The following is a 25,652-nucleotide window of genomic DNA, read 5'->3' as shown; positions in this document are numbered from 1 at the left end:
TAAACCCGTGATGACCTTATACTAACCCGGAAAAGTGGACACCTATATGTCCTGGTTTTCGTAGCGGGCAATGATTTTTTTTGCCCTTCGGACAACTTCCTCGGCCACGGATGGGGGACTCTCGACGATCACCTTGCCGCCAAAGCTCAATATCATCCCGTAAAACCACTCATCCGCCTTCAATGAAACGTTCACCCGAAAGGATCCGTCCGGAAACTCTCTTATCTCGTCGGGATGAAAAACGTCGGCGATCCTCTGCCGGGCCTCCGGCTCGAACCGGAGCGCCATATCGGTCTCGCAGCCGTCCGACCAGGTCGTTTTCCAATCCAGCCTCTCGATTTCAGGGGCCTGCCGCGGAAGGAATGCCTCGTCCGTCAATTCAATATGCTGAATACGGGATACCCGGAAGATCCGAAATTCCCGCCGGAGTTTGCAGTACGCTTGAACATACCACACGTTTCCCTTCAAAATAAGGGATGCCGGCTCAATCATCCTGCTGCGGTTTACGGAATCGGACGAAATGTACCCGATCACGGCACACTGTTTTTCATGGATCGCCTGCTTCAGGATGCCGATGGTTTCCCGGATGCCTTCCCGCTGGCCCCATGGGTTCATATCCATGATCAAACGTTCCGTCTGCAAGCCTCCCTCCTCTCCGGAACGGCCTTGCAGCGCTTTTTGCAGGAGATTATTCACCTTTTCGAGAAGGGCTTCCGTTTCCATGTCCCCCATGGCATTGTTTATTCCTTTCACGGCGGTGACGAGCGATCTCATTTCTTCCACCGACAGCCAGTGCCTGTCGATCATGAAGGACTCCATGATCTCAAATCCGCCCGATACCCCCTGGTAGGCAATAATCGGAATGCCCGCCTGATTCAGGGTGTCCATGTCGCGGTATATGGTTTTGCTCGTGACCTCGAACCGCTCCGAAAGCTCTTTGGCGCTTACTCTTCCCCGGTTGAGCAGAAGCACGGTAATCGCAAGCAGACGATCCAGTTTCATTCGATCAGCCCTTCTATATTAGTCTCTTCATCTATCTTAACTCCAGCTAAACGCTTACGGAATACGTTAAGCCATTGTTAAAGTTGTCTTTACGCGGAATTCAAGCCATCGTGTTAAAATAGTAAGGTCGGCAGCAAGCTTCAACCATACATATAAACGGTCATCAAGGCAAACACATGAGGAGGATTATAAAAAAAATGAATCATCGACTAAGGGGCATGCACCAGTGCCACCCGGATATTATACAGGTATCCCGCATATCCAGCTTGATCGGCAATGCGGTTCTCATGGCCCTCGCCGCAGCCTATCTCATTGTGGCGGAATACAAGGATTGGACACTTCTCCCCGGCTGGATCGCCCTTGGGTTGTTTGCTCTTTCCCTTATCTGGTACACCTGGTTCGCTCCCGGCCTGTTCTATCGGACGTTCGGCTTCAAGGTATCCGACGAAGAACTTGAACTGCGCTCGGGGTGGATCTGGCTTAATGACACCGTGGTTCCCATGACCCGGATTCAGCATGTGGAGCTCGAAAGCGGCCCCATGCTGAGGAAATACGGACTTGCCGAAATAAAGGTCGTTACGGCTGCGAAAACCCATGTCATCAAAGCGCTGAAGCTGGAGGAAGCGGAAAAACTCAAACTGCAGATCGGGGAGCTTGCGAAAGTGGTGGAACATGATGAGTGAACGGCCGATCGAGCATCGTCTTCATAAGTTATACATCCTGTTTCCGCTTGCCGGCATCATCAAACCGCTGCTCCCGATCGCCGCTCTGTTTGCTTTCCGGATCTTCAAAGGCGATGAAGCCAAACCTTTTTCCTGGCTGTGGATGGCGGCTGCCGCCGCCGGCGTGGCCGCATTGCTGCTCTTTTACGGATGGCTCCGATGGAAACGTTTTGTTTACGTGCTGGAAGATAACAAAATCGTGATCCGGCGCGGGGTGTTGTTTCGGGAGGAGCTGTCGGTCTATACGGGACGCATCCATTCCATGAACATGGAACAGCCCCTGTTTCAGCGTATTCTCGGCCTGACCCAGGTGAAGATCGACACGCCGGGAAAAAGCGAGGAAGGAGGCAAGCTTCCCGCCGTGTCGGGCTCGGAAGCTCGGCGACTTCAGCAATGGCTGCGGGAGCGAACGGCGGCGGCTCACGACAGCAACGCTGCAACCGATCGTGCTTCAGATAGCCGTATGGCAGAGAGCGTTTTGAGGGCTGCACCATTCCCTGGGGCGGATACCATATCGGAAGCGGAACCCATGGGCTCCGTGAAAGAGCCGGGTCCGATCCATCCTGCCGGGGATGAATCCCTGCTCCCTCACGGGAAGGCAGAGGACGGGCACGCCATTCAAAGGCAGGGAGGATCATCCCCTCTTCAAGCCGTTCCTGCCGCCAACCGACACGGGGCTCCATCGGGACCTGCGCAATCCGCCAACGAACCGTACGGCGGTACGGCTGCACCGGCCGAAGAGCGCACCGTGCTGCTTCGCCTATCGGCAGGCCGCCTGCTGCTGGCGGCCCTGACCTCGTTCAATCTGTCGCTGGCGCTTGCGTTCGCGGCCGGCGTATTCTCCTTCGCGGATGATATCCTGCCCAAAAATCTGTACGGCAAACTGTTCCGCGAAGCCGGCCATCTGATGTCCGGCGGTTGGGCCGCTGCGGCAGCGATCGCCCTTTTGCTGGCCTGGCTTTTATCGGGCGTGCTGTACACGATCAAATATGCGGGTTTTACCGTGGAACGGGTCGGCAAACAAATCGCCGTCACTTGCGGCCTGCTGGAACGGAAGCAGATGTTTTTTTCTCCTAAACGGGTTCAGGCCGTATCGGTCAAAGAGGGAATTCTGCGGCAGCCGTTCGGTTACAGCGAAGTAAAACTGCACGTGCTTACCTCGGATTCCGACAAAAACCTGGTGCTGCATCCGATGATTCGTTTAAACGAGGTCGGGGAGCTGCTGCGGAACATCGTTCCGCAGTTCAGTGCCGATCAAGTGGACACCCGGTCCCCGCGGAGAGCGCTGTGGCTGTACCTGCGGATGGAAGCCGTCGTGACAACCGTCGTGTGCGCAGCGGTGATCTGGTACTTCAAAGCGCCGGGATTATGGTCGCTATTGCTGTTCCCGCTGTCCCTGTTGTGGTCGTACCTGACGCACAGGGATACGGGGATTGCCCTTCGCGGCAAGCAGCTGACGATGCGCAGCCGAACGTTGGCCCGGCATACCCGGTATGTGCGCCGGCCCCAGATCGTCAGCCTTAAGGTGACGGGCACCCGGCGCCAGCGGCGGCGGCAACTGCTGTCTTTTGAGGTCAGCCTGATCTCCAGCCAATATGACGGGAAGATCTACGCGATCGAGCAATCCGCCGTGGAAGGCATCTGGCACTGGTTCCGCCGCTCCAAGGAGGCAGCTTCGGAGGTTCCCGAAACCTCCGGATCCAGAAGCGGCTGATCGCGGGTAAGACACAGAAGACAGACCTCTTTTAGCGGAAGTTTTTCTTGCGATATCAGGAAGGTCCATGCTTCGAAGTTTATACTTTCCGATATCTTAAAACAAAACAGGCGAGTTCGTCTTAATCAGACGGCTCGCCTGTTTTTATGTTCCGTAGAGGAGACCTTGCCTTTCGTTCAGCTCTCCTGTTTTTGCGGCTCAGTAATCACATGGCTATTTCTCGCTCTTATACCGGTCATACGCAGCTTGGTACAGCTCCAGATAGCGCTTCACGTTCATCTGTTCAAGCTGCTTCACATAGGCGTCCCACTGGTCGGAACCAGCGGCGCCCGAAGCGAACTTGTCTCGCATCTCGTCGATGTAGGTCTGGATATCCGTCTGGATCGTCGTCAGTTCTTCCTGCTCTTCGGGCGTGAAGTTGAAAGCCGGCCAAACGTCTTCCATCTTGACGGAATAGGGCTCGGCGGCTTCCGCATTCTTCACGGAGGATGGGTAGCCCTCCGCCCCCTTGAAGAACTTCTGCTTCACGATGCCCGGGTAATAGCCCCCCGGCCAGGTGAGGTACTGGCTGATCGCCTGATCGAGATTCAAACCGTCCTTGTTGTTTTTAATGGAATCCAGATATTCGAATTCGCCCTTGTCGTTCACTTCGTAGGTCACGCCTTCGAAGCCCATAAAGAACATTTTGGCGCCCTCGTCGCCGTAGAAGTGGTCTATCCAACGGATAGCCGCCTCCGGATTTTGGGCTTTGTCGGTCAGGACGAACATGCCGATATTGCCCAAAGGCGAGCCGATATTCGTCAACAGCTTCTCCCCGTTTTCTCCTTGAATAACCGGCATGCTACATAACCCTCCTGGTTATAGACGGCTTTAGGGTCAACCCCGTCAAGGAAGCCATATAAGCCTTCGCTCGCTTTGGAGGTAATATCCGTATCCTTCATCGTAAAGGTTTCTTTATCCAGCAGGCCGTCCTTGTACAGCTTCGCGACATATTCCAGCAGCCGCTTGTATTCATCGGTCGCTTGGACGAAGCGAAGCTTGCCTGTGGCAGGATCCAGATCCACGTTGGGATTGGCTATGCCGTTCTTGCTAAGTCCAAAGGAGCCGCGCAGGAAGTTGATCATGATGTTGACGCCCCTCGACCCCCATGGAATCTCGTCCTGCTTGCCGTTTTTGTTCGGGTCCTTCTCCTTAAACGCTTTCAGCACATTGTATAACTCATCCAGCGTCGTCGGCGCCTTCATGCCCACATTGTCGAGCCACTCCTGCTTTACCCAGGGCGTCCCGTAAAATAGCGACTTGAACTCGGGATCGAACACCGTAGGCAGGCCGTAAATGCTGCCGTCCGGCATCGTAATCCCCTTTTTCACAATGGGATATTGGTCCATGATCTTCTTGAAATTCGGCGCATATTGGTCGATCAGATCGTTAAGCTTCAGAAACGTCCCCTGGCTTCCGTATTTGATTAAATCCGTTTTCGGCAGCGCGGAAGCAAAAAACATCTCCGGATAGTCGCCGCCGGCCAGCTTGATGTTCCGTTTCTCCTTCAGGCTGTCAACCTGCACGGTTTCCCATTCGACATGAATATTGGACATTTTCTCGTACTCCTGCCACAGCATGAGTTTGTTCCAATCGGATGAGGCATAGAACTTCCCGGCAAAGGCCGTCATCGGCAAATTCTCCTTGGCGATCGGCATGCCTTCCTTGTTGATCCGGGCCAGCCTTTCATCCTGATTGCCTCCGCTTGCCTCCCCGCTTCCTCCTCCACCGCACGCTGAAGCGATCAGTGAGAAGCCGAGCAGCACGCTCAGCGATACGGTATACCATTTTCCATGACGCATTCCATTATCCCCCTTATATAGACGTGATCAAAAAAGGTTGGCTGCTGCCGTTATCCCTTCAAAGCGCCAATCATAATGCCCTTCACAAAATAACGCTGCAGGAACGGGTACAACACGAGCATCGGCAAATTCGCCACCACGAGCACGGCGTATTTCAATCCTTCGACGCTCATCTTCATTCTCACCGCCGATTCGGAAGTCAGCTTCACGAACTCGCCGGAATCGCTTTGAATCAGAATTTCGCGGAGAATGAGCTGCAGCGGAAATCTCTCCTTGGTTGTCAGATAAATCAAGGCATTGAAATAAGAGTTCCAATGGCCAACCGCATAAAACAGCACCATGACTGCAATAATCGGCATGGATAACGGCAGTACGATGCGCAGCAGCGTCTGGAAGTGGGTACAGCCGTCAATCATAGCGGATTCCTGCAATTCCCCGGGAATCGACTGCTGGAAGAAGGTTCGCATAATGATAATGTTCCACACGGATACGGCGTTGGGTATGACCATGACCCAGAGCGTATCCAGCATGTTCAGGTTTTTAATGAGCAAGTACGTCGGAATAAGCCCGCCGCCGAAAAACATCGTAAACACGATGAGTCCCGTTACAAGCCCGCGTCCGGTCAGATCGCGGCGGGATAGCGGATAGGCGGCGCATATCGTCAAGACGACATTAATGGCCGTTCCGATCAATGTATACAGGATGGTATTGCCGTAGCCGAGCAGAATGTCTTTGTTCTGGAAAATCTTCGCATAGGCATCGAGATTAAAGCCCTTCGGAATAAACCACATTTCCCCGCGAAGAACAAACTCCGGGTTACTGACGGAAGCGCTTACTACAAACAACAGCGGATACAGCACGACAAGGGTAACTAGTGTCAGCAGCGCGTAATTGACGACGTTAAAAATCCGGTCTCCCAGCGAACGATCGATCATCTACCGTCCCTCCTTACCATAGGCTTGTCTCGTTGACGCGTCTCGCGATATAGTTGACGAGGATCAGAAGCGCAAAGTTCACTACGGAGTTGAACAGTCCGACGGCAGCCGAGAAGCTGTACTGCGCATCCAAAATACCGGTGCGGTACACATATGTGGAAATGATGTCCGAGCTGCTCATATTGAGCGAGTTTTGCATGAGGAACACCTTCTCGAAACCGACGGACATGACGCTTCCCAGGTTCAAAATGAGAAGGATGACAATGGTGGGCGCAATCGTAGGCAGATTAATATGCCATATGCGTTGGATCTTGTTCGCGCCGTCGATGGTTGCGGCTTCGTGAAGCTGTTGGTCGACGCCGGACAGCGCCGCCAAATAAATGATGGAGCTCCACCCCATGGTCTGCCATACATCGGACAGCACATACAGCGTCTTGAACCAGCCCGGCGAGGTCATGAACGTGATCCGCTCCCCGCCGAACGCGACGATCAGATGATTAATGATGCCCGTGCTCGGGTTCAAAAAAATGAACAGCATGCCGACCACGACCACGACGGACAAAAAATGCGGCGCGTAGGTTATCGTCTGTACGATTTTCTTGAACCGCTCCGCCTTAACCTCGTTCAGCATTAATGCGAGCAGAATCGGGATCGGGAAGCTGAGCGCCAGGGTGTACAGGCTGATAAGCACCGTATTGGTCAGCAGCCGCTCAAAATAGAAGCTGTTGAAAAAGCGCTCGAAATGCTTTAAACCGGCCCAAGGACTGTCCCAAATGCCCTTGTTCGCCATGAAATCCTTGAAGGCGATTTGAATGCCGTACATCGGCAGGTAGTGAAATACGATATAGTACAAAATGACGGGAAGAAGGAGAAGATAAAGCTGCCAGTTCTTCGTCAGCCCCTTGCGGATTCGCTCCATTCTGGTATGCTTGACGACGGTAATTTTGCCGGAGCTGTGCAGCGTCAGGTCTGTCGATTCCAACGCTTCTCCCTCCTTTGCTCTTTGTTCGAACCATGATTGCTCATCGCATCAACCCTCCGCCACCGCTTCGGCAGCCAAATTCGGTACCGGGGACACAGCCACGACGCCTCCGCCCTGGCGGATGGACTGCGTCGCCGCGCAGCCGACCGCAACGCTCATTCGTCCTGCAAGCGGCGTCGCTACAGGCTCCTTGCCATCCAGAATCATCTCGACGAAGTCCTTGCAGATATTCGGATCCGCCCCGCCGTGGGAGCCCTTCGCTTCTTTGATCTGATACACCCGATCCGCCAGCTCGCGCTCGCTGTTGGAACGGCGCGTCCAGACGTATACCTTGTCCTCCAGCTCGCTGTTTTCCATGCGTCCTTCCGTACCGATGAACGTATAATTCCGCTGATAGTCGGGCGTAAAATGACACTGCAGATAGGAAGCCTTGATGCCTCCTTCCAACTCCATAAGGACCATATTGTTGTCCTCGACATTCACCTCTTCGCGGAAAGCACATTCAATCAGACGCCCCGGGCTCGCTTCCGTACACGTATCGCGTTCCTCGCACGCTGGACACGTCAGGTCATTCGGCTTCTCGCCGCCGAAGAAATCCAGGCCGCCGAACCCGCTAACCTTCGTGGCATAGCGGCCTGTGATCCAGTGAATGATGTCGATATCATGCGAGCCTTTCTGAAGCAGCAAGCCGGTGCTGTTCTTCGAATTCGCATGCCAGTCATGAAAGTAGAAATAACCGCCCCAGCCTACGAAATGCCTCACCCACACCGCCTTGATTTCCCCGATGACGCCCGAGTCGACGATTTCCTTCATCGTGCGGTACATGTTCATGTAGCGCATATTGAAGCCGACCATGAGATGCTTGCCGGATTCCTTCCACGCTTTCAGGATGTTGTCGCAGCCTTCCACCGTAATCGCCAGCGGCTTCTCGCAGAACACATGCTTTCCCGCTTTCAGCGCCGCCACCGCATGTTCCTCGTGACAAAAATCCGGGGAGGTTACCGCGATGGCATCGATATCGTCGCGTGCGATGAGCTCCCGGTAATCGGTCGTCACGAACGCGTCCGGGTTGATGTTATTCTTGAATTCCTCAAGGCGCTCCGCATAAATGTCGGCTGCCCCCACGACGACGGACCGCCCTTCGGGCTGATGCCAATATTTTGCGATGGCCCCTCTTCCCCTGGCACCGATCATGCCGATTCTCACTTGTTTCCCGGTCTTCATTTCCTCATTCTCCTCTCTATGTATTTAGTGGCACGCATCATGGATGAAGCGCTTTCAAAGTGTCGGTCCGATAAACTCGGACTTTATCAAACAAATGGTAAGCGCTTTCTTTTTTTTGGCGGAAAAATAATCTCCGCTCAAGTGTTTAACGACATTACGGGGACAGATATTCAAAAGCGGAATTCAAGAGATCATAACTGAGCTTCAGATGTTCTTGACGTCGAAAATGTAATGGTTGTTCGGAAAAAATCATGAATTTGCACAAAAGGAATGTTGATTTGGGGAAAATAAATGCGCAGCATGGAAAATAATTCGTGAATGTTTGGTCATTTTTATAATCAACTAACGACCTGACGCCATTATATTACGGTCGTATTCATGAAGTCAACACGTTTTTAGGAAAAAATTAAAATAACCAAACCTAAATTATTTGGGGCAAATACAATGCACAAATCCTATTTGTTTGTCCTGATTCTTCGCGCAAGAAGGTAATCTGGCACTCTATAATTCCTGAGCTCGCTCTTTAGCCTGCTTGGAAGAGACGCGCTGGATGGAGGATGGTGACGGGTTATGCGTTGGAGGCGGGACGGGGGGATTGACGAACGGCGGTGGGTTCGGTGCTATGGTGGCAGGACGCGGGGGATTGGCGCACAGTGCGCTGGGTACGGAAGTCCGTGATCGGCAGGCAATAGGCGGCGGTGCTATGACGGCAGGACGCAGGGGGAATGATAGTGTGTGATTCGTAATTCGCGGGCGTAGAACAAACAACATTCTAAGCCGGGCAAGCCAATAGACTTACGGCCTATGAAGGAGTGCGTCACAGCTTTACAGTTCAAGAAGAAGCATGGCGCAGTTTAAGGCCGAGAAACCGGATGCGGTATCCCCCAAACCCGGGTTTTCAGCGCATCTCCCGTCAATTCCTCTCCGTTTTGTCTTTTCCCATCTGCTTGAAGGTCCGGATGCGTCGAACGAACACATACGCCCTGGTCCCAAAACAACAACAAAGGAGCGCCCTAATCAGGACGCTCCCTGCCCTCCCGTCGACTCCCGAACGACGAGTTCAAACGGCAGCAGCATGCGAAATGGAGTCGGATACGGATCGGTCAATCCGTCAAGCAATGCCTTGGCCGCGGCATATCCCATTTCGTATTTCGGGATGTGGATGGAAGATAACGGCGGTGAGCTGTACTTTGAAAATTCAATATTGTCGATGCCGACGAACGCCATTTGTTCAGGTACCGCGACTCCCTCTTCCGCAGCCGCGCGCATCGCGGCGATCGCCATCATATCGCTCGCGCAGAACATGGCCGTCGGGCAGTCTCCGCTGCCGATAAGCCGCTTCATCTCCGCATGACTGCGGTCTGCGTCCCATCCTGCGTCAATGGTCCAGGAAGGATTCCACTCCAGGCCCGATTCTTCCAGGGCAATCCGATAACCGCGGTATCTTTTCTCCCGCTCCAACTGCCCGAACAGTCCCGTACCGCCAATAAATCCGATCTTGCGGTGTCCCAGCTGAATGAGATGGCCGACCGCAACCTTTGCCGCATTCATTCGATCATAAGAAATGACCGGAATCGACGGATCTGCGACGTCTATCCCGACAATGTTCGGCACCCGTTCTTTCAGCCACTTGTACAGGGAGTGGTCCATCCCCTCCACGCAAATAATTCCGCTAAGGCGACGGGATTGAAGCAAGGATTCGAACAGCGTCTCGCTTTTCAGCTCGGCCTGCGTATGCAGGAAAGAAAGCGTAGCGCCCGCCTCCAGAAGCTTCGCTTCGATTCCCTGAATAATGGGCGAGAAATAAGGATGATTATACTTGTTGTCAGGAAGCGACAAAATACAGCCGACCGTATGAACGGGCAATGTCTTTGGAGAGTGCTTGGAACGACCACGCATCTTCGGTTTGGGCGTATGTACCGTAGGATAGTTTAGCGCTTTGGCAGCTTGCCATATCTTTCGTTTGGTCTCTTCACTGATGCGCCTGCTGTCATCCTGATTAATGACCCGCGATACGGTTGAAATTGAGACTCCGACTTTTTCTGCAATGTCTTTTAGTGTGGCCATGCTCTCCTCCCCCGGAAGTACGACATCCATTCATGTAAATAGGAAGCGAGTTCCTTTTTCGATTTTGACTGACGCGATAGTATGTGAAAATCAGCATACCACAGGGATCAACCTCTTGAAAGTGCAAGACCCATTTTTATGTCGGGGACAGGATCTCCTCGAAATGGAAAATTTCATGGATTAGTCGCTAGCTTCACCTGCACCCGATATTCTGAAATATCGATTCCGTCCTATGAGACCGCCTCGCGTACCGCCTTCTTCCGCTTCCATAGGCCGTAAATCAGAAACGTTACCGCCAAAAACAGGCCGTAAACGCCGATGGTAAAAAACAGATCACGCGGCTTGCCGGCCAGATGATCTCCAATCAAGGCGAACAGCAGCATCGCCGGTATTTTGCCCAGGGAAGAAGCCAGAACGTATACCGCAAAAGACACGCGGCTCAGCGCAGAGTACACGTTGATGGCTACAGACGGCACCAACGGAATAAGGCGGGCAAACAGAATCGTCAAAAAGGCATGCGCCTCAAACCATACGGTAGCCCGGGCCAAGCGTTTATAAGAATAGAGAAGCCGGGCTCCCCATTCGCGGTAGCCATATCGGACGAACAAAAACATCAATACGGATGCTGTCACCGAACCGATCCAGGTGAGGAGACCTCCGGCAATCGGACCGTATGCCGCTCCAATAACGCCGCCGACAACGGGATAGGGCAGGACCGGGAACAAGGCAAAACATGCAGCCAGGACCGTTACGAAAACAACCTGTTCGGATGACCGCATCCAGTTCAGGATGGGATCGCCATAACGGTATATAAGGTATGCCATGCCTGCGTACAGCAGCGCCAGGCCAAGCTTTTTGATCATGGGGGCTCCTTGGCGATTCACGAATTTTTTTTTGGAAATGACTTTCGATTATCATCTTACTATAAATTCTTCCCTATAGGGCGTTTTTTGCTTGTCATATCGCAGGATGGCTTTTTCACCAACCGAACGTTACAGGGCATACCGAGCCGCCACATTAACGAGAAAAAGACCGCCCCAATGAGGCGGTTATTTATTGCAACTATGGCGATGCAAAAACTTAAACCATATTCACACTTTTCTCAATATCATCCACCATTGTCTATCATACGATTCGACTTCAATCTCTTCTAAACCCAGATTCGCTTCGCTAATCCAACTTCTAGCCAGTTGTATATAGTCGCTGTGAAATTCGGAGGAATAACCCATTTCTTCATATCCTGCATATGTAATGTTATCAAATACCATGTAGCCTCCTGTTTTTAACAGCTTATGACTCATGTCAATGATTTTTATGAACTCATGATACGCTGCATCTTTTAAAATGCTTTTTCTGTGATAATCCATAACGGCTTGTAACATTTGAGGTTCTATTGTCCACCAATCATTACTTACTGTATCAATGCCCTCACGGTGGGCGATAATGGTCTGAATTATATCATTGATAGCGTGATGAAAAGCGACAACGTCAAAAGAAGACTCTTGATAATATAGACCAATATTAGCGGCGTCGTCCTCAACAACCTGTATGTTTATGTCCATTCCTTTCGTTTTCTCCTGAAAATTTTGTGCCAGTCCCCTGTTGAGATTGGCGGTCACGTATGCTCCCATTTTTTTGGAGTAAGCGTCTAAAGCCTTTGGAATGTAAATAACATCGCCTGCACCAACTTCAAAAAGACTTAAAGCACGGGGCATATCCAGTTCGATGAAGAGATTCTGCCAAGAAGCTGAATAATACAATTGAAGATATTCGAATACCCTCTGCTTTGATAAATTTATCGGTACTGCTAATATGTCTTTCAATTTGTTTTCCTTTTGGACTACATTCATCTGTTCTAATTCAGAAATCATTTCCTGCGAGAAGTCACGTTTTAGAAGATCGTAAAACACGCCGGCACTCATTTTCTCCGCTAGTGTCTGCATATTCAATAGAGTATCCCTCTCTTCGTATGGTTTCATAGTGTATATTCTGATACATGGCGTTATTATCCTCTTTATATTATTAAAAAGGAGAATTTTTTATGTTGCATGATTGCTGTCACTTCTGCCGGTGAATGCGTGATCTACTGCCAACTTCGGCAGAAAAAGTGTATTCCCTCTACACAAAAAACGCCTGCCGCAAGGGCAGGCGTCTTGCTTCATGATATAACCTTAATAATTCCTCGCCGTAAATGGCTTTCAAGTTACCCGGCATTCATTAAATTCCAGACGATGGCCGCAGCCTGTGCCCGGTTCGCGATTCCTTTCGGATCGAACAGTCCCTTGCCCGTCCCATTCAGAATCCCCTCTTGGACAAGCAGCGCAACGGAAGACTTGGCATAAGGAGCAATGCTTTTCTCGTCCTTGAACTCGGCCAGGGCATCGCTCGCATGATCCCCTGACGATTTCTTTACGAGCTTCAAAGCATTCGCTCCCATGACCGCCATTTCCTCCCGCGTAATCGGACGGTTCGGTTCGAATTTGCTGCTTCCGGTCCCTTGGGCCAGACCTGCATCGAGCGCAGCGGCAATGGATTCATAATACCAGTCGGTTGCTTTTACATCTTTGATGGATGCAGGCACGCTGCCTCCCGATAAATCGAAGGCTCTGACCAGCATCGTTAAGAATTCCGCCCGGGTTACCGGCTTCATCGGCTGGAAAATTCCGTTTCCCGTGCCCTTGACAACTCCCTTTGCCGTCAGCTGCTCAATGGCTTCCTTGGCCCAGGCCACGTTGGCAATATCCTTGAACACCGGCTTATCCGGCAGATGGATTGGCGGTACCGAAGGCGGTGTAACCGGCGGCTTCACTGCAGGCGGTGTCGTCACCGGAGGTTTGGTTGACGGCGGTGTGGTTGACGGCGGTGTCGTTGGCGACGTCACCGGTGGCTCCGGGTTCGAGTTGTTTCCCCCGCCGTTTTTAACATGAACCGTTGCCGGCCCGCTTGCCGCGCTCTCATTGTGGAGCCGGTCTACCGCAGTAACGACATACTTATACTTTTTGCCTTCCTCGGCGGTGCGGTCTACGAAGGATGGATTCGCTCCGTCCTGCTTGCGGACCTTCCCCAGCATGTAAGCTGGATTATGGATATCCGGAGCCGCATTTCCTTCTATACGATAAACCGCATAATACGTTTCGTCATCCTTGGACTTCCAGCTCAGCTTCACGCCGTCCAAACCGCTATGCCCGTTCAGCCCCACCGGAGCGGCCGGGGCCTTGCTGTCCAGCCAAGGCATCGTCGGTACCAGCGCAGGATAGCGGTACAAATCTTCCCGCAGGCGGTCCGTAAATCCAAGCGGGTTATCGGCAAACCATTTGGCGCTGAAATACATGCTTCCCGCTACCTCTTCGTAGTTCCGGTTGTACAAAATCTGGTTCGGCATTTCCTCCGGATTCAGCCAGCTGTCTACGGTACCGACCCGGTAAACGGCCTGGCCGCTGTACAGCTGAACATTTTTGCCCTTGATAACGCCGCTCCACCAATCGATCAGCTTGTCGTAAGCCGCAGGCGCATAACCTCGATACCAGTAGATTTGCGGAGTAATGTAATCGATCCACTCCTCCTCGATCCACTTTTTGGAGTCGGCGTAAATCGCCTCGTAACTGCTGAGTCCGTTCGTTTCCGAACCCTCCGGTACGCTCGCGCTCTTGTTTCTCCAGATGCCGAACGGGCTGATTCCGAATTTCACGTAGCTTTTTTCGGCCTTGATCGCTTCGCTTACAGCCTTCACGAACTGGTTTACGTTGTTTCTGCGCCAATCCGCTTTGCTCATGCCGTTTCCGTATTGGGCATACGTATCGGCATCCGGAAAATCGACGCCGGTGACAGGGTACGGATAGAAATAATCGTCAAAATGAACCGCATCGATATCATAATTTTTGACGACTTCCATAACGCCGTCCAGGATAAACTTCTGTGCCTCCGGCACGCCCGGATTAAAATACAGCTTGCCGCCGTAGGATTCCAGCCATTCCGGATGCTGTCTAGCTGGATGATCCGGCACGAGACGGTTGACGTCGTCCTTCATGGCCACGCGGTACGGATTGAACCAGGCATGGAATTCCATGTTCCGCTTATGCGTTTCCTCAATCAGGAATGCCAGCGGATTGTATCCCGGATTCTTGCCCTGTTCCCCCGTCAGCCACTCCGACCATGGACCGTACTCGGACGGGTAAAAAGCATCGGCAGTCGGTTTGATCTGCATGATCACCGCGTTCATCCCCGCGTCTTCCAATTGGTCAAGAAGCTTAATGTACTGCAACTTCTGGGCCTCCGGATCAGCCCCTTTTACCGGCCAATCGATGTTTTCCACCGTCGCGATCCATGCCGCTCTCATTTCCGCCTTTGGCATGCCGGACGGCTGATTCACGGTAATATACAGGGAGCTTGTCTTGCCTCCGTGCGAAGCCGTTATTCTCGTTCCTCCCGCCTTCAACCCCGTCACCTTCCCCGTTTTATCAACGGATGCGATTTCCGGTCGGCTGCTTGCGTAAACAACTCCTTCGTTCAGCTTTACCGGCTCGTCCATCCACGTGTAGGTAGCCATGACTACCGTCTCGAACGAATCCCCGACATTGACGGCGGTCAGCCCTTGCAGCTCAATGCTTTTCAGCACAGGTACCGGATCTATGACGGTTATCGTGTGTTCGGCCGTTACTCCCTTGTAGGTGACGGTTATTACGGCCGAGCCCTTGGCTACGGCGGTAAGCTGTCCATCGGCGCTGACGCTGACAATGTCAGGATGGTTGCTGGCATAACTTACTCCGTCGAACAGCGGAAGAGGCTGCTCATATCCTTCATACTCTGCATACGCTTTCATTTTTCCGGTCAATGACTTTTCCAATTGCAGAGGCCCGGACAGGGTCAGTGCCTGTGGCGTTACCTCTTCCCCCGTTACCTTCAAGTTAAAAGCGGCCGTCGGCGCATCTCCGAAATTGGCGATAATCGTAACCTCGCCGGGAGCGACGGCTTGCACGGTATCGTAGGTGACGCCGGTTACGGTCGCAATGTTCTCATTGCTGCTGGTCAAGGTCACGCCTTCTGTTATTAGCGCGGGCTCCGTCATGTCGGCATATGTTGCGTAAACCGCCGTGCGCTGCGATTCTCCCGCCTTCATCGGAGTCAAGCCGACGAGATCAAGCGCATAAGCCTTGGAGTTGCCGTACAAAGCGGTCAGCCGGTCAAAATAAACCGCGCCGCTGTTTTTATTCGTGTCCTTCAGCTCCGCGACATAAATTTGATGCAGCTTTATAGGGTGGTTCGGCGAGGCTGGCAGGTTGAACGCAACGTATTTCCAGCCATTCCAGCTGAGGCCCGCCGCGGTTGTCAGATCCACCGTCGTTTTGGCGCCGGCCGCCTCCACCTGGGCTCTAAGCCAGTGATTGCCGCCGTCTCCGTATACCCAGACGCCCATGCTTGCCGGCTTGCCCGGAATGCTCCTTCCGGCTGATCCGTCGGCATCCTTAAAATTGACATACGCCGCGGAAGTACCGATTTCGCTATTGCTAAAATCATAGGACAGCTTCACGGCATGGCGGCCGTAATGAATCGTTTCGGGACGGCTGACCAGTCCCAGCTCCGCCTTGCCTCTTACGGCTGAGACTGCGATGCCGTTCAGGTCTTCAAACTCCTCCACCACTTCCGAAGCCGAGGCCGTTAAAGGCGCTGCCGTTTCTTCTCCGGAATGATCCGGGGCCGAGGCGTTCTCCGGTTTGATTCCCTCGTAATTTCCAGCTTGTCCCTCTATCGTCATATCCCGCGAAAGTTCCGGCAGAGGCTCCGACGAATCCGCCGAGGCCAAGCCGCCCCAACCGGACAAGGTCGTACCCATAGTCATCAATAGCGCCATTGTCCAGGATAGGATCGCTTTGCCGCGCTTTGTTTTCCGTCTACTTGTCATTCACGAATTCACTCCCTACTCAAGTTATGGGTGCCGAATACTGCTGAACGAGCTGTCAGTCTGACAGAGATGCCGTTTTCACCCCCTAGCCCTTTGAAATGAATCTATGAAGTCAAAGCAAATTATGTATATCTCTATCATATTGAAATTTTATTTCATTTTTCAATAGTTTTTTAAAATTTTATTTTAACATGAGGCAAAGAACCTGATTTCCATGGCATTTTAGCCCGTCTGTATGAACCGGACGCCGAACCTCTGCGGATCCTTGACATTGAAAACATCACCTAACCTCTATATATTTAAAATACGGTTCGTTCGAAAATCCGGATATTTTGAACCGGTTCTAAACAGATCATGCTTTTAGAAAGGATCCTTGCTTTGAACATCAAAGGAAATGTGTATCTGCAGCTGGCCCTTTCCATGCTGCGCACAGGCATTCTTGGTTATGGGGGAGGACCTTCCGTCATCCCGCTCATCCGCCATGAAGCGGTCAACCGCTACAAGTGGCTGTCGAACGACGAATTCGGGGAAACCCTGGCTTTGGCCAATGCGCTGCCCGGTCCGATCGCCACCAAAATGGCGGCTTATTTAGGATACCGGCAAAAAAAAGACCCTCGGTGCGGTCGTCGCCGTTTTCGCCCATATCCTGCCTACTTCGATCGCCATGATTGCCCTGCTCTCGGTCGTTCAAATCCTAAGCAGCTCCAAAGTCATAGCCGGCATGATCGCCGGCGTCACTCCCGTCATTGCCGTTATGCTCGGCACCATGGCCTACGAATTCGGGGAGAAAGCCGTGAAAGGGCTAGGCATATATGCAGGCGTCGGCTTTTTTTATTTTGTCTTTTCTTCTGCTGGAGACTCTACATATTCATCCCGCGGTCGTCATCATTCTGTTCCTGATGTACGGGGCGGTTCATTTTAAGCTGGTCGGCAAAATGAAAAAAACGCGCAAATCCGGGGAGGGTGCTGAATGATGGAATGGATCCAGCTGTTCATCGGATTTTTCATCGCCAACATCCTCGGCTACGGCGGCGGCCCGGCCTCCATCCCGCTTATGTACGAGGAGGTCGTCACCCATCAGGGCTGGCTGACCGATCCCGAGTTTTCCAATATGCTCGCACTGGCCAATGCTCTTCCCGGACCGATCGCAACCAAAATCGCCGCCTTTGTCGGATACGGCGTTTCGGGCTGGGTCGGAATGACTTCCGCCTTATTGGCTACGATTGTCCCATCCGCGGCAGCACTCATTTTGCTCTTGAAGCTGCTGCAGAAATACCGCAGTTCCCCTGTTGTCAAAGGCATGACCCTGCTGGTGCAGCCGGTTATCGCCATCATGATGTTCACGCTCACCTGGCAAATGGGCAGAAGCTCCATCGTATCCATCGGGGCGCTGCAGGCGCTCGGCATCGCTGCCGTCGCATTCTGGGCCATGAATATCCGAAAGATCCACCCGGCTCTCGTCATTTTAGCCGCGTTTGCGTATGGCGGTCTGGTTCTGGCGCGTTTCATGTGACGGCTTTTCGCAAGCTTTCTAAAGATTAGAAAGGAGGGTGGCTCCAAAAGTCTTTGGACCTTTGGAGGCACCCTCCTGCCATCCTTCGATTAAAGGCTCCATCAATCAAGCCCGTCCAGCCGCTTTTCCAGCGCCTTCACATCGTAACGGATGAACGCGCCGTTAGCGGTACCCGCATACAATTCATCCGCTTCCGCATTCAGTGATCCATTCCTCGCATCAAGTTCGCGCAATTCCGCGCTGCCGGCGTAAACATCATGCAAACGCCCGAGAACCTTCCCGTCCTCCTTGCCGAGGACAAGCAGATCGTGACCATGAGCCAGCAGCAGGTAACGTTCCAGAACCGCGAAGCTGCTGGAAGCCAGATGGGAGAGATCCTCATTCGTTTTGGATGAGGTAGACATAACCCAACGCACTTTGCCCGTCATCGTATCGACGGCGGCCGGGATGCCGTTCAGCGCCATATAAATCGTGTCTCCATCCATGATCCCCTTGGTTCCGCGCCCCTTCAGGGTCCACGCTTTTCGCTGCTCCACTGCGTCATAAAGTACGGTTTCATAGGCCTTTGCCCCGTAATAGTCCTCTTCTTTTTCGCCAGTTCCGCGATGAACCAGAAGATAACGGTCATCCAAAACCTCAAAGCGTTCTCCCTTTGCCGCGGGATACACGGCTTTCGCCTTGCCGCTCTGTAAATCGACCAGCTTCCATTCCCTTCCCAGCAGCATCCACCTTGCCGACCCATCGGCCGGCGATAACGGCAGGCTCCGGTAACCGCCCGTATAGTACGGATCCCGTGCCGGGTCCTCCATCTGCGGCCCCTTCACTTTAAAGCTCCATGCCACTTTTCCGTTGGCCGGATCATATGCCTTTACCTCCCCGTTTTGCTGGATCAGCACGTACGGATCATCCGTTCCATGGTTCAGTATGCGGTAATCCCCGGGCAGCGCTTTTTTCCACCGTTCTTTTCCCGTTTCACTGTCCAGAACGGACAAAGCTCCCTTTCCCGATGCCGAATCCGGGATGTCGAAGAGAGAATGGAATGCCGGGCGGACGACATGGCGATGCCGTTATGTTTAGCAGGCTTCACTTCCCAGAGCAACTTTCCGTCGGAAAGCCGGATGTGGCGGACCCGGTCTTCATATTGCTTCTTATCGGGATTGTAACCTGAATAAACGGTGACGGCATTCCGGTCGCCATCCATTTTGGCTGTAAATCCGCCGAAACCCATATCCTGCTGCCACAGTTTCCTCCCGGTTGCCCGGTCGAGAGCGTAGATCGAGGAATTATGGTGCATGCCGCTGAATCCCCCGTCATCTCCCTTCAGGAGGAGCACATCCTCGTTAGCCCCGATCAAATACGTATAAGCGAGTTCCCCCTGATGTCTCCATACGGGTTCTTCCGCTATGGTTCGGGCCAAAGGGGTAGTGACGAAATCATAAGTGAACGAGTAATGATCGCCGCCGCTGCGGTCTGCCTGATAGCCATCGGCCGACGGCAGCACCCAGTGCGTGCGCTTCAGCTTCCCTGCAGCGGAAAAGGTAACGCTGAACTGGGCTCCAGGCCGCTCGTATCTCCACGTTTCCCCAAGCTGGAGCGGGCCATGATCTTTCATCTGTAAATTAGCCGATATTTCTTTATAATGAGGCTTGCCGAGCAGCTTCCGAATCGGGAGGGCGCTGTCGCCCTGCTTCAGCAAATAGGACGTCAACTCGCGCGCAACCTCTGTCGGCATGGAAGAATCCGCGTCCAGTATTCCGTCCGGAATCGGCTCTTTGGATTCAATATCCGCTTCTTTCACCCACATCATAGCCGGCACATAAATCATGTAATCCTTATGCCATTCCTTCGGACTCACCAGCACCCCGTACCAGTCCTTCCATTGTGCAACCGCGGTGAGCTCGGCCCCGGAACTTGTCCCGGGCCATTTCAGAAGACTTCCAGGCGTCAGGTGAATGTTTTTTTTTCGTCTTGAGCTTGATGAAAGAAGGAGCTATTTCCTTGACCGCGCTTGACTCTTTGGAAAGATACCAGGACGGCAGCCACATGATGCCGCGGTTCATCGTCTGCAGGGCGACCATTTCCCCGGCTGCAGCGTGAACCTTATGGGAATCTCCTTTCTTTCCGTAATATTGAACCTGCAGGGAACGCAGACCGTTCGCTGCCGTCAACGGTTCGGGATAAAGGGCCGCCGGGTAGCGTAAAACAACCTGGTCGCCGACTTTATATCTATAAGCCGAATCCTGTGCGGACGCTTTCGCAGCCGAAGCCGGAGCGATCGGGGCGACAGGACTGAACAGCAGGCCCAAACCAGCTGCCGTCATACAACCATACATGACCACTTTCGCGCAAGAAATTTTGGACTTCAATGGAACCATCCCTTTCTGATTAAGAACGCTTACAGAATAGACGCTTTTAAGGGTGCGATAGTTTCAGCAAACCCTGCAATAAGAAAAAACGTCTGTCGACGTATTTTCACAGAAGACAGACCGCATTTTGCGGAAGTTTTTCTTGCGATATAAGGATGGCAAACCTTTGAAGTTTATACTTTCTTATATCTTAAAAAATGAGGCCGTCTTCCTTGAAGAACGACCTCTTACAGCTTCTGATCCGCTATGTCCGTTATTCGGCTGAAGCTGCCGTTGACGGCACCGCCTGTTTCTTTGATTCCAGTCCACTGATCCGCTAACGTATGATGAAACGCGTCTCAAAGGTCGTTTTTTGACTACTGCTTTTCACGGCAATCTGTCCGCCCTGCACTTCAATGATGCTTTTCGTGATGGCTAGTCCCAGTCCGGTACCGCCCGTTTGTTTGGAACGAGAACTTTCAACTCTGTAGAACCGATCGAAAATAAAAGGCAGGTCTCTCTCCGGAATAGGCTCCCCGTAATTGGTGAAGCTGATCACGGCGTGATTTATCTCTCTGCGTACGGCAATATCGACGACTCCTCCTTTTTTTCCGTACCGGATGGCATTGGTCATCAGATTTTCGTATGCCCGAACCAGCCGGTCACCGTCCGCCATGATGGTAATCCGCTCTTCCGCTGCTTCCAACCGGCATTCCATGCCTTCCTTTTCAAAAGTAGGTACAAACTCTTCCATCAACTGACCGATAAAGCTGACCATATCCAACTCATTCATATTGAGCGGAAGCCCGTTGTTAATACGGGTGTATTCAAACAGATCGTCGATCAGTTTTTTCAAGCCCTTAGCTTTCTCATAAGCGATGTTCACGTAATATCTCAGTTCAACCTCATCCTGATAACGATCCTCTTCAATCACTTCCAGGAATCCTAAAATGGAGGTTAGCGGAGTTCTGAGATCATGCGATACCCCGGTTATCAGGTCATTTTTCGTTTTCTCCGCGTTCCGCTCCTCCTGTATGGACTGATTTAGCTGCCTGCTCATCTGGTTTATGCTGGATGCAACCTCCCCCAGCTGGCTGCCCGGACGGACCGGGATTTTGGCTTCGAAATTTCCTTGGGCAATTTCTCGGAGACCGTGAGTGATCTCTTTCAGGTAATCGTTCAGCTGCTCTGTCATCAAATTGATGCTTTTCGCTACTTGTCCAAGCTCATCGTTCGTATGGATCGGGATCTGATACTCAAACCGTCCGCTCGAAACTTCCTGCAGGCCGGAATCGATTTCCTGAAGGTCGCGTACAAAACGCTTGTTGACCATAAAATAGCTGACCAAAAAAATGAGGATGCCAAGCACGATCAGAACCGGCAAGGACCCGATATTGTTTATGACCAACCGGAATGGATAATTGATGACCGGAATCCTTACAAGGAGAGTGCTCAAGGCATAAATAGTAACAAGAGACAAGGCGGTAATCCCCAGGCTCGAGAAGAGCCCAAGCATCAGTTTCCAGCGGATGGTATGGAGCAAGTTTTTTTTTCATCCTGGTCACCTTCCGTTTCCGCTTTATTCGATTTTGTAGCCGATGCCCCATACCGTTTTTATGTATTCGGGCTGCTGCGGATTCTTTTCGATTTTTTCCCGCAGTTTGCGGATATGAACCATAACCGTGTTTTTCGACTCCATAAAAGGTTCATTCCACACTTCGACGTAAATTTTATCCATGCTGAGAACTAGGCCGCGATTGATGGCAAGCATGTGCAGCATGTCGAATTCCCGCGGGGTAAGCTTAACCTCCCTGCCCTCAACCGTTACCCGGTGCGACGCAACATTGATGACCAGATCTTTTATGACGATTTCATTCTCGTTCTGGACCGGATGGGTATTGAATTGGTTATAACGCCGGAGCTGGGATTTGATCCTGGCGATCAGCTCAAGAGGGCTGAATGGTTTGGTTACGTAATCGTCCGCCCCGATGCTGAGCCCGGCGATTTTGTCGATCTCCTGACTTTTGGCGGAAAGCATAATAATCGGGGTATTATTATCCTCACGGATTTTCATGCAGGCCTGAATCCCGTCCATCTCCGGCATCATGACATCCAGAATGATGAGATCGACCTTATGCTCCTTCAATATTCTCAGTGCTTCAAGCCCATTTGAGGCCTGGAGCAGGGTATACCCTTCGTTTTTAACATAAATGTCCATCAATTTAATGATTTCGGTTTCATCATCCACCATTAATATGTTTATTGCAGCCATGGCTCCTCCTCGTCCAAATCCAATATAATCTGCCGTTCAAAAAACCTCCGGCGTTCCATGAATAGGGAATAAACCGTTTTTCTATTAAAAACCGAAATTACGCTGAACGACCGACAACACCTAATTATAGCAAAAAAAGCCCTGACAAATCTGAAGCGAAGGAAAACTCTCACGCTTTTCCTCCCCAAGTTCTTATCATTCGCTTAAGTTTTCACCACCATGCTGCCCCGGACTTGATGTTGTTGGCCAACATGAAAGAGCATTCCGAAAGCGGAATGCTCTTTCTCCAACGCTATTCGTATTCAAACTCGGCATCCGGCGTTAACGTCACGGAGCCGTAGGTTTGCATACGGCCGGTCTTTTGCAGGTAATCCTCTACGATCCTATCGGCATTCACCGTGGAGGACAGCAGCCAATCCGCATACAAGTCTCCGAATTTTTTGTACAGCCATTCGGAAGTGTATTCGTTGGACAGCCCGAAGAGATAGTAAATTTCGCGGACGGTGTTCGTTCTTTTGTTTCCGTAATCATCAATCCAGGTGATCTTTTGGTTCAGGTTCACCTTGCGGATATCCTCCACTGTTACCGAGAGAATGCCGTTTTTATACTGATAATAAATGCGCAGCGATTTCTGATATTCGTGGCCTTTCAGGATTCTCCATCCCGCCATGTCGCCCGTAGCGGGAACATCATACATTTTTCCGGCACCGGAAGACGGCTTGGAGGTCTGGGGCTTGTTCTGGTCCGCTTTCACCGTCATTTGCGCAGCGCCCAGGGCCACGGTCATTTCCTGCTTGGAAGCGTTCCATTTCAGTTTGGCCCCCAAGGCGGACGATAAAAGGTCAGCGGACACGAGCGTTTCTCCCTTGTTCAGAATCGGCGCGCCTTTCATCGTGACGGCTTTGCCGTTAACCTCGGCTTTTTTGCTTCCCGTGGTGACCGCGATCTCGGTATCTCCGACCTTGATCGTAAAGGTTTTCGATGATGCCTGATAATCCACCGTTCCGCCCAATGCCTGGAATACCGGCTTGAGCGGCAGATAAGTAACGCCTTTTTCCTGCTTGCCTTTGCCGATCGGCTTGCCCAATCCGGAGACGATGCCCACCGTTTGTTTCAAGCCGCCGACCTCAACGCTCACATTGGCTTCACCGACGCCGAGGACCTTGATCTTGCCGCTGTCCAGCGGCTTTAACAGATAAGGTTTGTCGATGGAGATTTGAATCAGTCCGGGAGGGAGTTTCGCCTTTACACCGCTGCCGTATTGAATCTCTACCGTTGGCGTAATGGAATCCCCGACCTTGGGTTTGCTGTTCGATACCTTGAAGCTGATCCGGTCGATTCTCGGAATTTCAACTTTATAGAGCTGGCCGTTATCATATTCGATCCAGCTTCCGTCCTGCTGACGGGCAAAAAATTCCTTGGCGCCGCTAATCGCAACGACTTTTTCCGCGTTTTCGATTCCGCTCACGCGGACCGAGTCGAATTTTTGCGTAGACAGGTCCAGCCGCGCGCTCCAGGCAGTACCGTCTTTTTTCAAATAGAGCAGCTTGTCTTCTTTCCCTAAAGAAATATCGGCCCCGTCCGTAGCGATCGTTTGCGATACATAGGTCTTGCTGCCGTTGATGAGCAGCGTGCTGAACAGAACAAGACGCCCGTCGTTGTACAGAACGGCTGCAAGATCCGCGGAAACTTCCATCTTCACGACCGCTGGCGCATCGGGAATTTGCCCGAGAATAACCGGCGCGGCGTGAAATTTAGGGTTTTGGTACATTACGCTTCCCGAGGAAGCACTCCGCCGAGAATGCTTTGAAACTCATCAAAAACGGATATGCCCTTGAATCCGTCAACAGCTTGAGGCGTGGAATCCTTCATGCTCCAAACCGTTCCGTCCGCCGCAAGCCAGTACCCGTCGCCTACCTGCTTTGCGCTTCCAGTCCAAGTTACAGGCTGCAGACCGGAGCTGTTCCAGCGGACCAGCTTTCCGTCCTTCGTGATTCCATAACCGGAAAGCCCGCTGCCGGCAATCGAGGTCAGATTCCCGTTTACCGGTATCGATATCCGGTTAAGCGGTTGGGCGGAATAGGTCACCCACATCGAGCCGTCCTCAAGCAGAGGCGTTCCGTCGGGCAGCAGGGTGACAATTCCGGAGTTCCCCGCTTGCGATTGGCCATAGGCCGTTCCTGCAGTCGCTGGAATGATTAAACATACGGTCATGAGTAACGCTAACCATTTTTTCAACATTTGTCGGTCACGCTCATTTCTTTTTGTTATGTAGTAGTGATGAACCAGGAATATTATACCAACCCGCTTGGCGAAACTCTATCAAAATTTGTCGTATCTTTTAAGTATGACCGCCTCATGTTCATGATCCGAAGATACTTTTTCTTCTAAACGACAAAGCAAGCCCGTTCCCATTAAACGGGAAGGGCTTGCCTTATGCGCCGGGTGCGAAAACCCCTTATTTCGTCAACCGTTCATCAGCAGCTCTTTCAACTGTTTGATCTGTTTCCGCTCGCCTGCAAGAACCAGCGTCGAACCGGCAGCCAGCCGGTCATCCGGACCGGGGTTTATTTTTTGCTCGTTCTTTTTAATAATGGCCAAAATATTGACCCCGCTCCGCTGTCGTACCTGCAGTTCGGCAATGGTTTTATCCGCGGCTTTATAATGCGGCTCGACGCGGCACCATTCAATAATCAGATCCTCCAGGGACACTTCGATCGTTTCAAGCGCTTTCGGCTTGTAGGTCATGCCGCCGATAATGCCCGCGATTTGACGCGCTTCATCGTCATCCAAAGACACCATCGAAATGCTTTCGTCCGGATCATCATCCTCGAAGTGATAAAGCTCTCTGCGGCCGTCATCATGTATAACGATCACCAGCTTGTCTCCGGATCTCGTATCCACTTGAAATTTTTTACCGATCCCAGGCAGATCGGATTCTCTGATCAAACTCATTCTTTGAATCCTCCCTTTCATCACGGCGTACCATAAGAAAAACGTCTATCGTCGTATTTCACAGAAGACAGACCTTAGCGGTAGTTTTTCTTGCGAGATAAGGATGGTACACCTCTGATGTTTATACTTTTTTATCTCTTAACAAAAAACGTCTATCGCCGTACTTCATAGAAGACAGACC

At 51.9% G+C, this 25,652-nt stretch carries 20 protein-coding genes and 2 pseudogenes; 5 read left to right on the top strand and 17 right to left on the bottom strand.

Features of this window, described 5'->3' with window-relative positions; all coding sequences use genetic code 11:
- Positions 1–42: 42 nt before the first annotated feature.
- Positions 43–1,002: a helix-turn-helix transcriptional regulator gene (locus XI25_RS08645; RefSeq protein WP_046678205.1), complete on the bottom strand. Its 960-nt coding sequence runs from the start codon at positions 1,000–1,002 to the stop codon at positions 43–45.
- Positions 1,003–1,199: 197 nt separating this feature from the next.
- On the opposite strand from XI25_RS08645, the gene XI25_RS08640 reads away from it, so the two are divergent.
- Both XI25_RS08640 and XI25_RS08635 read left to right on the top strand, forming a co-directional pair.
- Positions 1,200–1,685 carry a PH domain-containing protein gene (locus tag XI25_RS08640; RefSeq protein WP_046678204.1) on the top strand — a complete coding sequence of 162 codons (486 nt, stop codon included), beginning with the start codon at positions 1,200–1,202 and terminating at the stop codon, positions 1,683–1,685.
- A complete protein-coding gene (locus tag XI25_RS08635) occupies positions 1,675–3,438 on the top strand; it encodes a PH domain-containing protein (protein WP_235439766.1) in 1,764 nt (587 codons plus the stop codon). The genes XI25_RS08640 and XI25_RS08635 overlap by 11 nt, the downstream gene beginning before the upstream one ends.
- 213 nt (positions 3,439–3,651) lie before the next feature.
- On the opposite strand, the pseudogene XI25_RS36800 reads toward XI25_RS08635, so the two are convergent.
- The 4 genes and pseudogenes from XI25_RS36800 to XI25_RS08615 form a co-directional block, all read right to left on the bottom strand.
- A pseudogene (locus XI25_RS36800) lies at positions 3,652–5,279 on the bottom strand (extracellular solute-binding protein).
- A gap of 50 nt (positions 5,280–5,329) precedes the next feature.
- The gene (locus tag XI25_RS08625) at positions 5,330–6,214 is read right to left on the bottom strand and encodes a carbohydrate ABC transporter permease (RefSeq protein WP_046678202.1); all 885 of its coding nucleotides are present in this window, start codon (positions 6,212–6,214) and stop codon (positions 5,330–5,332) included.
- A gap of 13 nt (positions 6,215–6,227) precedes the next feature.
- The gene (locus XI25_RS08620) at positions 6,228–7,133 is read right to left on the bottom strand and encodes an ABC transporter permease (RefSeq protein WP_235439794.1); all 906 of its coding nucleotides are present in this window, start codon (positions 7,131–7,133) and stop codon (positions 6,228–6,230) included.
- A 111-nt stretch (positions 7,134–7,244) separates the two neighbouring features.
- Positions 7,245–8,420 carry a Gfo/Idh/MocA family protein gene (locus XI25_RS08615; protein WP_046678201.1) on the bottom strand — a complete coding sequence of 392 codons (1,176 nt, stop codon included), beginning with the start codon at positions 8,418–8,420 and terminating at the stop codon, positions 7,245–7,247.
- Positions 8,421–8,970: 550 nt separating this feature from the next.
- Between XI25_RS08615 and XI25_RS08610 the strand changes: the two genes are divergently transcribed.
- A complete protein-coding gene (locus tag XI25_RS08610; protein WP_046678200.1) occupies positions 8,971–9,159 on the top strand; it encodes a hypothetical protein in 189 nt (62 codons plus the stop codon).
- Between the two features lie 278 nt (positions 9,160–9,437).
- Here XI25_RS08610 and XI25_RS08605 read toward each other — a convergent pair whose 3' ends face one another.
- The 4 genes from XI25_RS08605 to XI25_RS08590 form a co-directional block, all read right to left on the bottom strand.
- Complete coding sequence (locus XI25_RS08605) at positions 9,438–10,487, bottom strand: LacI family DNA-binding transcriptional regulator (protein WP_046678199.1); 1,050 nt, start codon at positions 10,485–10,487, stop codon at positions 9,438–9,440.
- Positions 10,488–10,717: 230 nt separating this feature from the next.
- Positions 10,718–11,350, bottom strand: coding sequence for a TVP38/TMEM64 family protein (locus XI25_RS08600; RefSeq protein ID WP_046678198.1), 633 nt, complete (start codon positions 11,348–11,350; stop codon positions 10,718–10,720).
- A 228-nt stretch (positions 11,351–11,578) separates the two neighbouring features.
- Positions 11,579–12,430, bottom strand: a complete 852-nt coding sequence (locus XI25_RS08595; RefSeq protein WP_235439793.1) for a hypothetical protein — start codon at positions 12,428–12,430, stop codon at positions 11,579–11,581.
- Between the two features lie 260 nt (positions 12,431–12,690).
- Positions 12,691–16,386: a family 10 glycosylhydrolase gene (locus XI25_RS08590; RefSeq protein WP_046678197.1), complete on the bottom strand. Its 3,696-nt coding sequence runs from the start codon at positions 16,384–16,386 to the stop codon at positions 12,691–12,693.
- Positions 16,387–16,806: 420 nt separating this feature from the next.
- On the opposite strand from XI25_RS08590, the pseudogene XI25_RS08585 reads away from it, so the two are divergent.
- A pseudogene (locus tag XI25_RS08585) lies at positions 16,807–17,360 on the top strand (chromate transporter).
- Positions 17,357–17,899, top strand: a complete 543-nt coding sequence (locus XI25_RS08580) for a chromate transporter (protein WP_046678196.1) — start codon at positions 17,357–17,359, stop codon at positions 17,897–17,899. The pseudogene XI25_RS08585 and the gene XI25_RS08580 overlap by 4 nt, the downstream one beginning before the upstream one ends.
- Positions 17,900–18,000: 101 nt before the next feature.
- Here the strand turns inward: XI25_RS08580 and XI25_RS31230 are convergent, their stop codons facing one another.
- The 8 genes from XI25_RS31230 to XI25_RS08555 form a co-directional block, all read right to left on the bottom strand.
- A complete protein-coding gene (locus XI25_RS31230; RefSeq protein WP_052759527.1) occupies positions 18,001–18,891 on the bottom strand; it encodes an outer membrane protein assembly factor BamB family protein in 891 nt (296 codons plus the stop codon).
- Positions 18,819–19,760: a PQQ-binding-like beta-propeller repeat protein gene (locus XI25_RS31225; protein ID WP_052759526.1), complete on the bottom strand. Its 942-nt coding sequence runs from the start codon at positions 19,758–19,760 to the stop codon at positions 18,819–18,821. The genes XI25_RS31230 and XI25_RS31225 overlap by 73 nt, the downstream gene beginning before the upstream one ends.
- Entirely contained in the window at positions 19,732–20,265 is a 534-nt protein-coding gene (locus tag XI25_RS31220; protein WP_152669099.1) for a hypothetical protein, read from the bottom strand. The genes XI25_RS31225 and XI25_RS31220 overlap by 29 nt, the downstream gene beginning before the upstream one ends.
- 316 nt (positions 20,266–20,581) lie before the next feature.
- Entirely contained in the window at positions 20,582–21,760 is a 1,179-nt protein-coding gene (locus XI25_RS08570) for a sensor histidine kinase (protein ID WP_046678418.1), read from the bottom strand.
- Positions 21,761–21,823: 63 nt separating this feature from the next.
- Positions 21,824–22,516: a response regulator transcription factor gene (locus XI25_RS08565; protein WP_046678195.1), complete on the bottom strand. Its 693-nt coding sequence runs from the start codon at positions 22,514–22,516 to the stop codon at positions 21,824–21,826.
- Positions 22,517–22,808: 292 nt separating this feature from the next.
- Positions 22,809–24,287 carry a copper amine oxidase N-terminal domain-containing protein gene (locus XI25_RS08560; RefSeq protein WP_235439765.1) on the bottom strand — a complete coding sequence of 493 codons (1,479 nt, stop codon included), beginning with the start codon at positions 24,285–24,287 and terminating at the stop codon, positions 22,809–22,811.
- Positions 24,287–24,730, bottom strand: a complete 444-nt coding sequence (locus XI25_RS34425) for a hypothetical protein (protein WP_235439764.1) — start codon at positions 24,728–24,730, stop codon at positions 24,287–24,289. Before XI25_RS34425 ends, XI25_RS08560 begins: the two co-directional genes overlap by 1 nt.
- Positions 24,731–24,982: 252 nt before the next feature.
- Positions 24,983–25,471: a cation:proton antiporter regulatory subunit gene (locus XI25_RS08555; RefSeq protein WP_046678194.1), complete on the bottom strand. Its 489-nt coding sequence runs from the start codon at positions 25,469–25,471 to the stop codon at positions 24,983–24,985.
- Between the last annotated feature and the right edge of the window lie 181 nt (positions 25,472–25,652).

The sequence above is a fragment of the Paenibacillus sp. DMB20 genome, assembly GCF_000987955.1.
Classification (GTDB): Bacteria; Bacillota; Bacilli; order Paenibacillales; family Paenibacillaceae; genus Paenibacillus_AQ.
Note: the sequence above shows the minus strand (reverse complement) of the source record. Positions and strands in the feature narration are given on the sequence as shown.

Bases quoted from the DNA above. Each gene is read 5' to 3' on its own strand.
- XI25_RS08600 (WP_046678198.1), bottom strand. From the start codon at position 11,350: ATGATCAAAAAGCTTGGCCTGGCGCTGCTGTACGCAGGCATGGCATAC.
- XI25_RS08605 (WP_046678199.1), bottom strand. From the start codon at position 10,487: ATGGCCACACTAAAAGACATTGCAGAAAAAGTCGGAGTCTCAATTTCA.
- XI25_RS08615 (WP_046678201.1), bottom strand. From the start codon at position 8,420: ATGAAGACCGGGAAACAAGTGAGAATCGGCATGATCGGTGCCAGGGGA.
- XI25_RS08640 (WP_046678204.1), top strand. From the start codon at position 1,200: ATGAATCATCGACTAAGGGGCATGCACCAGTGCCACCCGGATATTATA.
- XI25_RS08625 (WP_046678202.1), bottom strand. From the start codon at position 6,214: ATGATCGATCGTTCGCTGGGAGACCGGATTTTTAACGTCGTCAATTAC.
- XI25_RS08620 (WP_235439794.1), bottom strand. From the start codon at position 7,133: ATGGAGCGAATCCGCAAGGGGCTGACGAAGAACTGGCAGCTTTATCTT.
- XI25_RS08565 (WP_046678195.1), bottom strand. From the start codon at position 22,516: ATGGCTGCAATAAACATATTAATGGTGGATGATGAAACCGAAATCATT.
- XI25_RS34425 (WP_235439764.1), bottom strand. From the start codon at position 24,730: ATGACCGTATGTTTAATCATTCCAGCGACTGCAGGAACGGCCTATGGC.
- XI25_RS08560 (WP_235439765.1), bottom strand. From the start codon at position 24,287: ATGTACCAAAACCCTAAATTTCACGCCGCGCCGGTTATTCTCGGGCAA.
- XI25_RS08595 (WP_235439793.1), bottom strand. From the start codon at position 12,430: ATGCAGACACTAGCGGAGAAAATGAGTGCCGGCGTGTTTTACGATCTT.
- XI25_RS08610 (WP_046678200.1), top strand. From the start codon at position 8,971: ATGGAGGATGGTGACGGGTTATGCGTTGGAGGCGGGACGGGGGGATTG.
- XI25_RS08590 (WP_046678197.1), bottom strand. From the start codon at position 16,386: ATGACAAGTAGACGGAAAACAAAGCGCGGCAAAGCGATCCTATCCTGG.
- XI25_RS08570 (WP_046678418.1), bottom strand. From the start codon at position 21,760: ATGCTTGGGCTCTTCTCGAGCCTGGGGATTACCGCCTTGTCTCTTGTT.
- XI25_RS08555 (WP_046678194.1), bottom strand. From the start codon at position 25,471: ATGAGTTTGATCAGAGAATCCGATCTGCCTGGGATCGGTAAAAAATTT.
- XI25_RS08580 (WP_046678196.1), top strand. From the start codon at position 17,357: ATGATGGAATGGATCCAGCTGTTCATCGGATTTTTCATCGCCAACATC.
- XI25_RS08645 (WP_046678205.1), bottom strand. From the start codon at position 1,002: ATGAAACTGGATCGTCTGCTTGCGATTACCGTGCTTCTGCTCAACCGG.
- XI25_RS08635 (WP_235439766.1), top strand. From the start codon at position 1,675: ATGATGAGTGAACGGCCGATCGAGCATCGTCTTCATAAGTTATACATC.